The sequence below is a fragment of the Pseudomonas sp. S2_F07 genome, from assembly GCF_054668325.1.
Map to the genome: position 1 here is coordinate 4690463 of NZ_CP162758.1, position 14178 is coordinate 4704640.

Here is a 14178-nt window from a genome sequence, read left to right on the forward strand (position 1 = left end):
GGGGGAGAACCACCACAATGTGGCGTAGCCTCAAAGGTTCTGGCTACCTGGGTGCTGTCGAGGACAGCGCTTGTACGGTTCTGGTTTAGCGCTCGTTCTGCTCGCGGTCAACCGTATTTTGGGGGTGGCTGTTGCGCCAATCGGTAACGGTGGAAGACCTTGGAAACCGGTGGTTTTCCATGGCCGGGTGGTCGTTCGTCGGTTTTTAATGTGAGCCTGCGTAATTGCATGGACTTGACCATTTGCATTGTCACTGACCAGTCAATTGCAGTCGTGCTGATCAACCGTTTGCATTCGACTTGATCAGCACACGCCGTAGTGACGACCAGCGGAGCACGGCCAAAAGCAGCCCCTGGTCGCTGTCCAACCTTCGCCCTCATTATGTCGCTCAACCGTAGCAACATCTCCAACCGGTGCTTAATGGTCGACAACGACTAAAACGACATATCATATGAGATTCGTATTAGGCAGATGTAGCAATGGCTACTGATCAGCGTTGAGAACCCAGTCTCTGATCAAGGGCACGCAACGCGCCGCGACTACCTAAGCGCATCGAATAATCTAGGAGCCGAGATGGCATACGTGGTGGCTTTGCTTGCAACTCGATGGGGAAGTGATTTAGGTGGCCTCAATGTATTCAATAAGGGTCTAGCAGAAGGCTTGATCCAAGCACTACCCAAAGGAAGCCAAACGTACTGCTTTGTAAATCGGTTGCCGGAAATCGGATGCGAGGTAGGGGTGACGCTTATAGAGCATAAAGAGTTCAAAGCTTCCGACATAGCTGCCGAAATTGCCAGCTATTGTAGGATAGTAGATATGGAGGCGTTGCAAGGCGTGTTGGTTGTGGGGCATGACGTCATTACTGGCCAAGCTGCCGTCGACTGCGCCAACCAACTTCGTCAACATCTGAGCGAGACGGATATCAAGTCAGCCGTTATAGGTCATATGGACTATTCGTCGTATGCCTTTATGAAAGGGCAAAGCATGGAGGAGGTGACTGCGCGCTCGATCAAGCAGCGAGAAGTCATTGCTGCTGCAGATTGTGCATTTGCCGTGGGTCCACTTTTACAGCGTAACTTCGCATCGGCACGAAGTGCCAAGCATCGACCAAGATCACCTGTAAGGCCATTGATACCCGGAGTGGAAAAGGTTAAGTGGCAGCACCACGATCCTCGCGTCGACTTACAAGTTTTTATCTCAGGTCGGCTTAATCGTGATGATGATCCAATTAAAAATTCTATACTGGCCATTCATGCACTCGCGGAAGCATATTCGCGAGGTCGACAAATTGATGCTGTGGCCTGGCGAGCGCGCGGGCAGCTTTTTGCTTGGGGAGTAGACCCAAGTTCCGACCAAGTTGTGGTAGAAGAGCTGAAGGAGATCGGCAGCAAGAATGCTGCGTTTACTCTTCATGCAGAGCCTTTTTCCGATGACCAGGTAGCCCTACGCCAACGCTTGGCAAATTGTCATGTAGCGTTGATGCCGTCTTGGCATGAAGGGTTTGGCTTGAGTGGATGGGAGGCTCTTTGCGCCGGTATCCCTCTGGTATGCTCGCGTCAGTCCGGGCTCGCGATGCTAATTGATGATCTAAAGCAGCAGTTCCCAGAAGTTCCATTCGACAGCGTTGAGTTCGTGAATCTTGGCGGCAGCATGACTGCAGGTACGCCGAGCCAGGAGGATATCGGGAAATGTGCTGACGCATTGCTTGCGATTACAGGCAACCTCGAGGTGCGAAAGCAAGCTGCTATCGAGGTTGCATCCCTGCTGAAGCGTGAATATAGCTGGAAACGCTGCGCATCTGATTTGCTAGAAGGTACTGGTTGGTACTTGCCTGGATCGGTGCATTGGGCGAACCGACAAGCTGTCGGTCGAAAGCAGGAGGAGTCTCGTCAAGTATTGGACCGAATACTTGAGACTTTGGGCCAACTAGACCTCGAAGAGGACTGGGCTGATTTGACGACGGCCTTCAATAGTCTTAGCGACGCCGGTAAGAACGCCGATTTACATAATAGGGCCGAACTGCAAGAGAAACTGCGTGATATCGGCAGCGCTATTGGTGATCGTATGGCTGTGGCGAGCTCAGCAAGAGACTCGGGATACATGGACGTGTGTTGGCGATTTATGGCTGCTTGCGCAAACATTTGCCCTAGTTTCAGAGCTTTCTCTGAGTCCTTTCCAGAGCCTATGTTACAGGTCATCTGGAAAGATGCATTTTTGACTAAGGAGTTACTCTACTACTCATCAGCCTTTGCTAATGAAATCTTGAATCAGGCCAGCGAGATTGCTCCTAAGTTCTTCGAGCCAGCTCGTTTATTCGATTTTGGGACCTCGTTCGCTATTCGACTCGCCCGCTTGGCAAGCAAAAACCCAGGGCTCGCACAACTTGTTTCGGGAATTGAAACTGATCCTGCTTTCATAATGGAAAATGAGCGCTGTATTAAAGTAACGCAGCACTCACATGATATTGCGGAAATCATCGCAACCGACCCTATGTTGGCGCCTACGACGCTGGCGCTAATGGCGCATGGCTTGGATCCGACTCGACAGATTTCTGATCAGGCTGTCAGTTTTTTAAATATTTATTATCCTGCTGTTGGCAAAGTTAAGGGGCATTGGCGTGGGGATAAGCGTGTATTCGCAGCGCTTGCTACCGCGAGCTTATCGACGCAGGTGCTTCTCGAGACTTTACGGAGAATGGCTCTTGATGAGGATGAAAGTATTAGATGGGCCTCATTGCACCTAGCCTTCTCACACACATTGCGACGGCGACTAGAAGCTGCCTTCTCCGCGGGGGGGTTGAGCATAGAGGGCTCCCTAAATGAGGAACTGGGTAGAATTGTGGACTTGGCTATCAGCACCGATAATGGCCATCCATGGCTGCATCGGGAATTTCTGAGTCATTATCTAGAAGAGTGTGTTTCACTATCGGAACCCGGGAAGCCCGCACCTTTAGGCGTATTGGACTTCCCCGTCGCAAGATGGTTGATTGGCCCAGTCGTAGGTGAGACTGCGCCTACACTTCGTGGTTGTATGCATCCAGAAGTTGCCGTTACGCGCGCTGATACTCTCCAAGATGTTAAGCGCATCCTGCTTGTACTACCTCCCATTGAAATCGATGATGCTGCATCCGGAGCATCGCGGACCAGCACACCAGCTTTGGGCCTGGGCCTACTGGCCTCTCATCTCGCGGCTCAGGGGCACGACGTTCAGATCGCGGACTGTCATAGGTTCCCAAGGCTGCGTGCTGAAGTTTTACGCCTAGCACGAACTTTCGACTTAATTGGATTCAATACAGTATTTTCTACAGTTCAATCAACGATGAATATGCTCGTTGGTATTCGCAAGCGAACACATAGTACTACACTGGTAATCGGCGGGCCGGCAGCCAAGCTAAATGCATGGCAGTTCTCTACAGTACATACAGAGGACGCCCAAGCAAGCTGGGACTTTGCAGTTTCAGACAATGCTGTGGAAAATCTATCGTCCTTGGTGGCTAGTTTGAAAACTCCAGGGAAATGGCCCGAAGCACCGGGTATTACCCCCAACTTAAAGAGTTGGAATGTGGTTGGTCGTGGAGTCCAGAAAGGTAACATGCTGCCGGCCTTATCGCTAAAGTCGCCAGCGGCTACCTGGCCGCAAGTCATAATTGATCGTCGCATTTATCGTAACGAGGGTGGCCAGTATGAGCCCACGCGAACCAGGGCAAAATCGAAGACTTTTCATGAAGCTCATGTAGTTATGTCGCAAGGCTGCGACTGGAATTGTGCTTTTTGTACCGAGCGGAGAGAGAAAAGTGGAGGTGAAATTCGCCGAGAGGTCTCGCATGTTCTCATGGAGGTTAACGGCCTGGCTTTGCAACATCCAGAACTCCGAGTTCAGTTTGTAGACGATAACTTGCTGCCGCAGATTGCATCCGATGGAAAACTTCGAGCAGATAAGTACAATGGACTCGCATGGGCTAGCGATTTTCTTGATGGATTGGTCAGAGTCAAAGAGCGGGCTGGCGACTCATTTGGGTGGCGTGGAATCTTCCGTATTGAGGATTTCATTGCTTACGAAGAGAGTATGGATGTTCCTTTCATAGAGCGGTTACAACAATCAGGATGTCGTATGCTTGCATTCGGCATTGAGCACGGAAGTGAAGAGCGGAGAAAAAAGAGTAAAGCAGCAAGTGAGATCGTAACGAATCGTCAAATTTCAGAATTGTTTGCGCGACTTCGATCTGCGGATATTCTCACAAAGGCCTATTTCATGCTTGGCGGTCAGTGGGAGACACCAGAGTCAGCACAGCAGACTATTGATTTTTCGGTTGAATGTGGAGTGACGCTAGCATATTTTGCACTTTATAAAGATTTTTCCAGCGCTTCAAGCGTCCTGAGTAAAGAGCAGCATGCCAATGACCCAAAGTCAGAAAGCTATATACGATATAAACAGCTAACACTTAACTGGGATCGGAAACTCACTGACGTACGAAGCAATCCTGTGAGCTTGGATTTCGATATGGGCGGCTCTCCTATTACGGAGCAAGAGCTGAAATGCTATCGTGAGCTTTCAACCCTGGGCTTTCAATTTGCAGACTTGGTCAAGTACAACGACTTTCATAGCGAAGAATCTAATGGAGGTAAACTTCTACACTCTGTAACATGGGGGGCACCATCGGAGTACTTCAAAATCGTTGAGCAAGCATACCGTAGGTTCTATTTGCGAGATGGATTTGTTAAAGAGTATTGCGCATTGCTGGAGCACGGATATTGAGCCAGCGCCAGTATCCGCTCTTGGCCGATTCTGTTGAAAAAGTCGGCTTCGGTTTCCATGGCAGAAAAGTACGCGTCTGAGATTGAAATCTGTGTTTTGCGCAGAAGGTTCAGGGCTCAGATTTGACGTAGCAGCGTGCAAAAAAGGCGTTTTCACCGCTCAATGCATGGGTACTCAGGCCGGGTCGACTTTTTCAACACAATCGGCCGGTTGCAGTCCTTCAGTGCTTGGCTGACGCACTCGCGCTGAGTGGCACCCGCTGATACCCATCAACTGCAAACGGCTGGTCAGCGCGAATGCAAATGACTGGTCAAGCCGGATGCAAACGACTGGTCAGTGGCAATGCAATTAGGTGGTCAAGTGAGATGCAATTACCCAGAGCCCATGCGAGTGGGAATGCGGAGCCTTCCCGCTCGCGTGGGCTTGGCCGAGAAAGCCCCAAGAGCGAGGCTTGCAACGGCGACAGTCGCCACTTCTGTCGCCATGCTGCAGGCCAGGTATTACATGGGTTGTCGCCGGTGTCGCCGCTGTCGCCAAATCAACCATCACTCTATCTGGGGAGTCATCATCGGTTACCAACGGCGTCCGGTGAGCGCTCACCGTATCGGCACGACGTTGTGGTCCCTGGTTTGATTGATCGCAGATGCCGACAGGTTGCCAGTGGCCGCTTTTTGGATGTGCTCACTCCACCAAGCCATCATCGGACGCCGGCGCTCGATGTAGTCAGCTCGGTTGTAGGCACTTCGGACTTCGTCCTTGTCGACATGCGCCAGCGCGACTTCGATCAGCTCCGGATCCCACCCATGTTCGTTCAGGATGGTGCTGGCCATGGAGCGCATGCCATGGCTGACCAAGCGGTCCTGGAAACCCATGCGTTTCAACGCCATGTTGGCGGTCTGACTGTTGGCGTGGGTGCGCGGGTTTCTATCTGCCGGGAACACGTATTCCCTATGGCCGCTGAGGGACTTGAGCGCCTCCAGTAACGCGAGTGCCTGTTCGGTCAGCGGGATGGTATGCGGACGCCGCTTTTTCATGCGCTCCGGCGGGATGGTCCAGATGCGTTTGTCGAAGTCGATGTCTGCCCATCGAGTGGTGGCCGCCTCGACAGGGCGGGTCATGGTATGAAGTTGCCATTCGATCAGGCAGCGGGTCGTCCGCTTGATGCTGGCGTTCGCGATTTCCATCATGAGCTCCGGAAGCTCATCAGGTGGTAGCGCGGCCATATTCTCTTTCTTGGGTTTCTTGAACACCGCTCGAATGCCGCTGAGAGGGTTGGCAAAGATCATTCCGGAGTTGACCCCGTAGGTCATGATCTCGTTAAGGCGCTGGCTCACTCGCTTAACCGTCTCGAGGCTGCCTTTGGCCTCAATCGGACGAAGCAGCTTGATGACCATCGGGGCGTTCACTTCCGATAACGGCGTTGATTTCATGCTTGGAAAAACATGCAGTGTGAGCGAGCGCCAGATGTCTTCGGCATACGCCGGGGTGACGGAATCCTTCTTCAATTCGAACCACGCGGTGGCTACGTTCTCGAACGTATGTTCCGTTTCCGCTCGTTTGGCTTCCTGCAGTTCATTACGCTGAGCTTTGGGGTCGATGCCCTGTGCAAGCAGCTCTCTGGCCTCAACGGTTTTCTTCCTCGCTTGCGCAAGAGAAACCTCGGGATAAGAGCCGAGTGCCATGTTGATTCGATTCTTGGTGACGGGATGCCGGTAGTTGAAATTCCACTGCATCGAGCGATTGACCCTGACTCGCAGCTGGAGCCCGTCGCCATCCGTGAGGACGTAATCCTTGTCTTTCGGTTTGACCGCCTTGAGCTGGCGGTCGGAGAGGCGGGTGGTTTGAGCGCACATGAGAAGTACTCCATGACACCTTTTGGTATTCCCAAGATTAGCGCCGGGTAGCCGGGAATACCATTGGGAATACCAAACCGCCTGGAACTCAAAAAACCTGGAAAGCCTCCCGCAGCCCTGAAACCCCCGTATTCACTGGATTTCAGGCACAAAAAAAGACGTCCGTGGACGTCTTTAGATGATGAAGTGGTGGAGCCGGGGGGATTTGAACCCCCGTCCGCCAGTACTCCGCTGTCGGTACTACATGCGTAGCCGTGTCTATTAAGTTAACCCTCAGCGACCCGACGGGCAGGGTGCTTTGGGCGAGTTGTGTAAGTTTTAGCCGCTTCGTCCACAACGTACTGCACGGCGATTCTGTTCTATATGACAATCACTTTGGGTTTACAGACATCCCCTGGTGATTGCTGGACCCGAAGGTACCAGAAGCTCAGGGCTAAGGCTGCTTACGCAGCGAGAGCGAATTCCTGGCCGTAGTTATCGTCATTGGCAACTATAAGTAGTTGCAACAGTGGATTTACGAGTTCTGTTACCAACTCGGCATGCACCTAAAGTTTCGCAACCGGCGTCGAATCCTAAACGGCCCCGAGCCTGATGCTCTGTGAATCAAGTGAGCAGCAGGCCTGTACAGTGTACGTCATCACGCCCCGGAAGGCCAACCCGAAGGTTGACCACCACAGATCATGGGTTTGGTTGGTTGCCCTGACTGTCAGCAAGTGCCAATGCCTGGGTGGCCTCGGTGACGCATTTTTTGTCGTCCCCGGAGGCTTGTGAGGCTTCGGCGCTGGACATCAGCCTTTTGATCTCCATTGAGGTGTTTGTGGCGGTCGCCGGCAGCGCATTCACTTTGCCTTTGAGCTCTTGCAACTTGCTCGTACAAAGGTTGTTGTCCGCAGCAAATACAGGAGAGGCCAGCATGGCGGCAGCAATGAACAGGCCAGCGAGTGTGGTGCGTTTCATGGGTATCTCCTTGAGCTGATGGTCTCGGTGCTGGCGTATGAGCGGACAGCCAGGCCAAGCCCGAAAAATCAGCCACGATCTGATGGGGCTTACCTCAAAGACTGCGATTCAACGCAAGAATTCGGTTTTTTAAGAAAGTGTGTCGAGCTTTTCCAGCGATGGTAGGCACATTTCCAGACCCCAGATGCAACAAAACCCGCAACTGGCGGGTTTTGGTTTGCTTCGTAGCGGGTGCAGCCGGGCTTTGAACTCCCGGCTGCCTGTACTCCGTTGTTGATGTACGCCAGCGTGGCGCGGAAGGTCAACCCGGAGGTTGGCCGTGGACCGGGTTACTTCCCGCCTTTTTTCGAGTCGGTGACGGCCTTGATGATGTCGTTGGTCTCGGCGATGCAATCATCAGTGCCTTCCTTGGTGCCTTTTGCCTGGTCGGCTTTGGCTTGCTCGACAGAGGCTTTTACCTGGTCAGTCATTTCCGGAGGAATCTGTGCCTTGCCGTTTTCGATGGTTTGCAGGTTGACCGCGCATAGGTCTTTTTCGGCCGCAAACGAAGTGGAAGCCATCATGGAAGCAGCAACGAACAAACCTAACAGCACAGAACGATTCATGTGTTTCTCCTTGAACTGAAGGTCCAGCATTGCTGGCCATCAAATCGGTTTACCGAGTTTTGGGAAAATCCCGCATTTGCGGGGCTTGATCAGTGGACTGCGGTGGCACATCAGGGTTCTTTTTTTCTGTAGAGCTGTCGATTCCGACAAGAAGCGTTAACGAAGGGCACCTTTATGCACCCTCCTTTAGATCCTGCTATCAGGGCACCCTAGCCTGGGTAACGCGGTCCACCAGATAGACTAGTCCGTGGTAGTCAATGCCGCCATGTTGCGTCAGACCGATCTCACAGGTGCGGCTGGTGGAAATCCCCTCGCTGCACTGTTTCACCGCGTCCTTGAGCGTGCGCAGCGAATGGGCGTTCAGTTCCGGGGTGGTGAAACCCTTGTCGCCGGCGAAGCCGCAGCAGTGGATACCCTCGGGAATAATCACGTTTTTGCTGCACTTGCGCGCCAGGTCGATCAACGCCTGGCTTTCTCCGAGGTGCTGGGTGCTGCAGGTTACGTGCACGGCGATCGGCGCCTCCTGAGGCTTGAAATCCAGGCGGTCCATCAGGTGTGTACGGATGAAGCGTACCGGGTCGTACAGGTCCAGACGGACTTCACCGAGGTCTTGAACCAGGCGCAAGGTGCAGGGGCTGGTGTCGCAGTAGATCGGGTCGAGCCCGCCACGGCTGGCGTGGAGCAGGGCGCCGATCAGTTCCTGTCGTTTGTGCTCGGCTTGCTCGGCGTAGCCTTTGGATGCGAATGGCTGACCGCAGCACAGATTGTCCAGGTTGTCCGGGAACACCACCTGGTAACCGGCCTTTTCCAGCAGGCCACGGGTCTTGTCGTGCAGCGACATTTGCTCCGTATCGCCGGCTGCCGGACCCATGGCGCGGGACACACAGGCCGCCAGATAGACCACGCGCGGGCGCGCGTCCATCACCGTCGGGCTGAAGCGAATGGCCTTTTCCGGTTGCGGCATCGCGTTGGTCCATTGCGGGACCTGACCCTTGGACAGGCGCGTCAACGTCGCCGACAACTTCGCCAATCTCGGCGCCCCCCAGCAACATCCGCGCGCCATTGGCCACGTGCAGGGTGAAGCGTGCACCTTGAAGTGCCGTGGCGAAATTTCCTTCGAGCCAGTTGGCGGTTTTCGTATGCGTCGCCTTCCGGCTACGCAGCTTTTTCACCAGCTCGCCGGTATTGATGCCTACAGGGCAACGCTGTGCGCACAGGCCGGTGGCGGCGCAGGTGTCGATGCCTTGATAGTCGTAGGCGGCTTCGAGTTCGGACGTATCGATGCCCGCGCGTTTCTTCGCCTGGATGTCGCGCCAGATCACGATGCGCTGGCGCGGGCTCAGGGTCAGTCCTTTCGACGGGCAAACCGGTTCGCAGAAGCCGCATTCGATGCACTTGTCCACAATCTCGTCAGCGGCGGGCAAGGGCTTGAGGTGCTTGAGGTGGATCTGTGGATCTTCGCTGAGCACCACGTCCGGATTGAGAATGCCGTTGGGGTCGAGCAGTCGTTTGAGTTGCCACATCAACTGGTAGGCATCGCTGCCCCATTCCAGTTCGACGAACGGCGCCATGTTGCGCCCGGTGCCGTGTTCGGCTTTCAGCGAACCGCCGAACTCCACCGCCACCAGTTGCGCCACGTCGTCCATGAACGCCTGATAGCGCGCGACTTCTTCCGGGCTGTTGAAGCCTTGGGTGAAGACGAAGTGCAGATTGCCTTCCAGGGCGTGTCCGAAAAGGATCGCTTCGTCGTAGTGATGTTTGTCGAACAGTTCGATCAGGCGGTTGACGCCGATAGCCAGTTGTTCGACCGGAAAGGTGACGTCTTCGATGATCACCGTGGTGCCGGTCTTGCGCACGGCGCCGACGGCCGGGAAGGTGTCCTTGCGGATGGCCCAGAGACGGGCGTTTTCCTGCGGGTCTTCGGTGAAGTCGACCTGCTTTTCCACCGGGAACGCCTTCAGCGACGCCATGATCTGCGCCAGTTGCTCGTGCAGTAAGGTGGACGACGCGGCGCGGGATTCGATCAGCAAGGCGCAGGCATTGTTCGACAGATGCTGTACGAAAGCGGGCATGCCGGGTTTGTTCTGCACCGAGCGCAGGCTGCGGCGGTCCAGCAGTTCCACGGCCGATACCGGTTGGCTTTTCAACACGGTGACCGCGTTGCAGCAGGTTTCGACATCCGGGAACACGATCAGCGCCGAGGCCTTGTTCGGGTGGTCGATCACGGTGTCGTAGGTCACGGCACTGATGAACCCGAGCGTGCCCTCGGAGCCCACCAGCAAGTGGCTCAAGATATCCACAGGCTCGTCGAAATCCACCAGGGCATTGAGCGACAGGCCGGTGGTATTTTTCAGACGGTATTTGTGGCGAATTTTCGCAGCCAGCTCGGCGTTTGCCCGGGTCTCGCGGCCCAGAGACGCCAAGCGCTCCAGCAGGGCGGCGTGGCTTTGGTGAAACGCCGCGACACTGGCGGTATCTTCAGTGTCGAGACGACTGCCGTCGGCCAGCACCAGACGAATGCCGGCCAGGGTGTGATAGGTGTTTTGCGCCGTGCCGCAGCACATGCCGCTGGCATTGTTGGCGACGATGCCGCCGATCTTGCAGGCATTGATCGAGGCCGGGTCCGGGCCGATCTTGCGCCCGAACGGTGCCAGCCAGGCATTGGCCTGGGCGCCGATCACCCCCGGTTGCAGGCGGATTTGCGTGCCTTGGCCGCGGATCTCGCGAGCGTTCCAGTTATCTCCCAGCACGATCAATACCGAGTCGCTGATGGCTTGGCCGGAGAGGCTGGTGCCGGCGGCGCGGAAAGTCACCGGCACCTGATCCCGTTGCGCCAGTTGCAGCAGTGCGACCACTTCGTCTTCGGACTCGACGCGGATCACCAGTTGCGGAATCAAGCGATAGAAGCTGGCGTCGGTGCCGAAGGCCAGGGTCGACAACGGGTCGTCGAAACGTCGCTCTAGGGGGATCAGTTGCTGTGCATCACGCAGGAAAGCAGCCGGTAGACTCATTGGTCCTCCAGGATCAGTACCACCAGGTCCTTCGGACCGTGGGCGCCGTACGCCAGCACTTGTTCGATGTCGGCGGTTTTCGACGGGCCGGATACCAGCAACGCGTTGGTCGGCATGCCCTGGGCCCATTCGAATTCCTGCTGCATTTGATAGAAGTTGTCGCGGATTTCACTGGCCTTGAGCAGGGCGAAATGCATCGGTGGCACCAGGCTCATCAGGCGTGGTTCTTCCCGGGTCGGCCAGAGAATAAGGCTGCCCGTGGCTGCGATGGCGCCGAGGGTTCCAGTGATGCTCGCCGGGGTGTCGTTGAACAGCTCGGCTTTCCATTCTTCAACCGGACGGTCGTAGGCCTTGAGCATTGGCAGGCCGGGATTATTCGCCCAGTGCTGCGTGATCCGTTGACCGTGGGGCGTTGTCGGTGCGATCAGCAGGCTTGGCAACTGGCGGTCCTGCAGCAACTGCGCGAGTAGCGTCGGCCACTCTTGGCCGGACGTCAGATGTGTTTCCGTGTGCACCGCTTCCATCAACTTGCGCAGTTGCGCAATGCGCTGCTCAGGGGCGTAGGTGTAAGGCTGGGTCACCAGATCGACATCGAAGTTGTCGGCCACTGGCGTGGTGCCTGTCAGGCTTTTGCGCAGTTTCGCGAGGATATTTTGCTTGGCGCTCATCAGCGGTCTCCCTGTTTGGCCAGATGTTCGCGGGCCATGTCATGCAGCGAGCGGGCAGCGGGTTTTGGTGCGCTGTGGTTTTGCGTCCATGGGCCGACGTTGCTCGGCGTGAGGGCGCGCAACCGGGTGGCGAAGAAACCGAACAGGCGATACAGCGTCGGCGAGCTGTTGAGCTTGGCCCAGGCGTTCCAGATGAACCGCTCCTTGCGCGAATACTTGCTGCCCTGACCGCGCATCACTTGATGGGGGCTGTCCGGGGCCTTGACGTTCTCTTCCCGCAGGCGTCGCAGCAAAGCAGGGATCGGGATTTTCACCGGGCAGACTTCACCGCAGGCACCGCACAGCGAAGACGCGCTCGGGTGATCCGGGACTTTCGCCAGGCCGACCATGTGCGGGGTGATGATTTTTCCGATAGGGCCGGGGTAAACCTCCCCATAGGCATGGCCGCCGATTCGGGTGTAGACCGGGCAATGATTCATACAGGCGCCGCAGCGAATGCAGTTCAGGGTCTGGCGCAGTTCGCTGTCGGCAAAGGCCTGGCTGCGGCCGTTGTCGAGCAGTACCAGGTGTACTTCTTGAGGGCCGTCGAGCTCATGCTCCTTGCGCGGACCGGAGATCATGTTGACGTAGGTGGTGATCGGAATGCCCAGGGCCGAGCGGGTCAGCAATGACAGCAACGGCACCACGTCGCGCAGGTTTTCCACGACTTTTTCGATACCTGTGACGGCGATGTGTACCGGAGGCACCGTGGTGGTCATGCGACCGTTGCCTTCGTTTTCCACCAGCAGCAGGGTGCCGGTTTCGGCCACGGCGAAGTTGACGCCGGAGACGCCGATGTCCGCTTCGAAGAATTTCTGCCGCAGGACTCTGCGGCCGATCTGAATGAGTTGGTCTACGTCCTTGGTGTATTCCACGCCAAGTTTGTCGTGGAACAAGGACGCGACCTGACCGGCGTTCTTGTGGATTGCCGGCATGATTATGTGTGAAGGCTTCTCGTGGTCGAGCTGGACGATGTACTCGCCCATGTCCGATTCCAGGCATTCAATGCCCCGATCAGCGAGGAAATGGTTCATCTCCATTTCTTCGCTGACCATCGATTTGCCCTTGATCACTTGCCGCCCCTCGTGAGCGCGGATGATCGAGAGGACGATGCCATTGGCCTCGTCCACCGTTTCCGCCCAGTGCACTGTCACACCGTTGCGGGTCAGGTTCTGTTCCAGTTGCTCGAGCAGGTCGGGCAATTTGGAGAGCGCGCGGGCACGGATTGCATTGCCCAGTGCGCGCAAGTGTTCTCTTTCATGGGCATCGCTGAACGCCGCTGCCCGTTTGGTCATCAGTGAATCCATCGCCTTGCGAAAGTTGCCTCGCAATTGCGCGTCACCCAGCGCGTTGTGGGCGCGGGTGCGGAAATCTTCTTCTACGGCAACCGTAGGAATAATCGTCGAGGTGCTCATTTCGCACCTCCGGTTCGCTGCCAGAGGAAACTGGCCAGATGCTGACCGCGCAACGCTTCCTGCTGTTTTTCCAGCGAGCCGTTGATGTTCATCAAACAGCCGCAGTCGGCACTCAACACCTTGTGCGCGCCGGATTCCTTCAGCGCCCGGGTCTTGTCAGCCACCATCGCGCCGGAAATGTCTGGCATACGGACGCTGAATGTCCCGCCAAAGCCACAGCACTCACTTTCGTGATCGTGATTGACCCGCTCCACATTGCTTAGTTGCGACAACAACTCGCGGCCGTGCAGGTGGGTGTTCATTTCACGCCGTGCCGAGCACGAGGTGTGCAGCGCCACTTTTACCGGCTCGCCGCTGTCCTTGAGCTGCACCTTGCAGACAAACAACAGAAACTCGGCCAGCTCGTAGGTCCTGGCCGCCAGGGCCTGGACCTGTTTCAACGTGTCCGGCTCGTCTTTGAACAAGTCGGCGTAATGTTCGCGCAGCATGCCCGCGCAAGAACCTGACGGCACCACCACCGGATAGTCGCCGGCAAACAACGCCAGTTGCGAGCGCGCCACGGTCCGTGCCTGTTCGGTGTAACCAGATGTGTAGGCCGGTTGGCCGCAGCAGCTTTGCCCTTGCGGGTATTCGACACGAATGCCTTCGCGCTCCAGCAGGTGGATCGCATCCATCCCGGCTTGCGGGTAGAACAGATCGACTACGCAAGTCCCGAACAGGTAGACCCGTGACGGTTTCTCGCTGGGGTATTGCCGAGGCTCGGGCAGTGGCGGGGCGACACGGGTCGCATTCGGCACGGCGTTGTAATAAAGCTCGCTCATCAGGCGGTCTCCGGGTGGTCCCGGTTATTCGTCTGTCGAGGCTGCTGAATATAG

At 56.0% G+C, this 14178-nt stretch carries 7 protein-coding genes, 1 other RNA gene and 1 pseudogene; 1 reads left to right on the forward strand and 8 read right to left on the reverse strand.

The window, feature by feature from the left end; translation table 11 throughout:
- Window positions 1-573 precede the first annotated feature (573 nt).
- On the forward strand, window positions 574-4755 hold the full coding sequence (locus AB4O40_RS21240; protein WP_460154594.1) for a glycosyltransferase: 4182 nt from the start codon (window positions 574-576) through the stop codon (window positions 4753-4755).
- 596 nt (window positions 4756-5351) lie between these two features.
- On the opposite strand, the gene AB4O40_RS21245 is transcribed toward AB4O40_RS21240, so the two are convergent.
- The 8 genes and pseudogenes from AB4O40_RS21245 to AB4O40_RS21280 all read right to left on the reverse strand — a co-directional run bounded on the left by AB4O40_RS21245 (window position 5352) and on the right by AB4O40_RS21280 (window position 14124).
- The gene (locus AB4O40_RS21245) at window positions 5352-6608 is read right to left on the reverse strand and encodes an integrase domain-containing protein (RefSeq protein ID WP_460053466.1); all 1257 of its coding nucleotides are present in this window, start codon (window positions 6606-6608) and stop codon (window positions 5352-5354) included.
- A gap of 187 nt (window positions 6609-6795) precedes the next feature.
- Window positions 6796-7192: a transfer-messenger RNA gene (gene ssrA, locus AB4O40_RS21250) on the reverse strand.
- A gap of 94 nt (window positions 7193-7286) precedes the next feature.
- A complete protein-coding gene (locus AB4O40_RS21255) occupies window positions 7287-7565 on the reverse strand; it encodes a hypothetical protein (RefSeq protein WP_056728194.1) in 279 nt (92 codons plus the stop codon).
- Between the two features lie 329 nt (window positions 7566-7894).
- The gene (locus AB4O40_RS21260) at window positions 7895-8170 is read right to left on the reverse strand and encodes a hypothetical protein (RefSeq protein WP_056728196.1); all 276 of its coding nucleotides are present in this window, start codon (window positions 8168-8170) and stop codon (window positions 7895-7897) included.
- Window positions 8171-8369: 199 nt separating this feature from the next.
- A pseudogene (locus tag AB4O40_RS21265) lies at window positions 8370-11181 on the reverse strand (FAD-binding and (Fe-S)-binding domain-containing protein).
- A complete protein-coding gene (locus AB4O40_RS21270) occupies window positions 11178-11849 on the reverse strand; it encodes a LutC/YkgG family protein (RefSeq protein ID WP_056728199.1) in 672 nt (223 codons plus the stop codon). Before AB4O40_RS21270 ends, AB4O40_RS21265 begins: the two are co-directional and overlap by 4 nt.
- Window positions 11849-13303, reverse strand: a complete 1455-nt coding sequence (locus tag AB4O40_RS21275) for a LutB/LldF family L-lactate oxidation iron-sulfur protein (protein ID WP_056728201.1) — start codon at window positions 13301-13303, stop codon at window positions 11849-11851. The genes AB4O40_RS21270 and AB4O40_RS21275 overlap by 1 nt, the downstream gene beginning before the upstream one ends.
- A complete protein-coding gene (locus AB4O40_RS21280) occupies window positions 13300-14124 on the reverse strand; it encodes a (Fe-S)-binding protein (RefSeq protein ID WP_056728203.1) in 825 nt (274 codons plus the stop codon). Before AB4O40_RS21280 ends, AB4O40_RS21275 begins: the two co-directional genes overlap by 4 nt.
- Window positions 14125-14178 lie beyond the last annotated feature (54 nt).

What these genes read in the sequence shown, in the direction of transcription:
- AB4O40_RS21260 (WP_056728196.1), bottom strand. Translation starts at nt 8,170, where the DNA reads ATGAATCGTTCTGTGCTGTTAGGTTTGTTCGTTGCTGCTTCCATGATG.
- AB4O40_RS21275 (WP_056728201.1), bottom strand. Translation starts at nt 13,303, where the DNA reads ATGAGCACCTCGACGATTATTCCTACGGTTGCCGTAGAAGAAGATTTC.
- AB4O40_RS21240 (WP_460154594.1), top strand. Translation starts at nt 574, where the DNA reads ATGGCATACGTGGTGGCTTTGCTTGCAACTCGATGGGGAAGTGATTTA.
- AB4O40_RS21255 (WP_056728194.1), bottom strand. Translation starts at nt 7,565, where the DNA reads ATGAAACGCACCACACTCGCTGGCCTGTTCATTGCTGCCGCCATGCTG.
- AB4O40_RS21270 (WP_056728199.1), bottom strand. Translation starts at nt 11,849, where the DNA reads ATGAGCGCCAAGCAAAATATCCTCGCGAAACTGCGCAAAAGCCTGACA.
- AB4O40_RS21245 (WP_460053466.1), bottom strand. Translation starts at nt 6,608, where the DNA reads ATGTGCGCTCAAACCACCCGCCTCTCCGACCGCCAGCTCAAGGCGGTC.
- AB4O40_RS21280 (WP_056728203.1), bottom strand. Translation starts at nt 14,124, where the DNA reads ATGAGCGAGCTTTATTACAACGCCGTGCCGAATGCGACCCGTGTCGCC.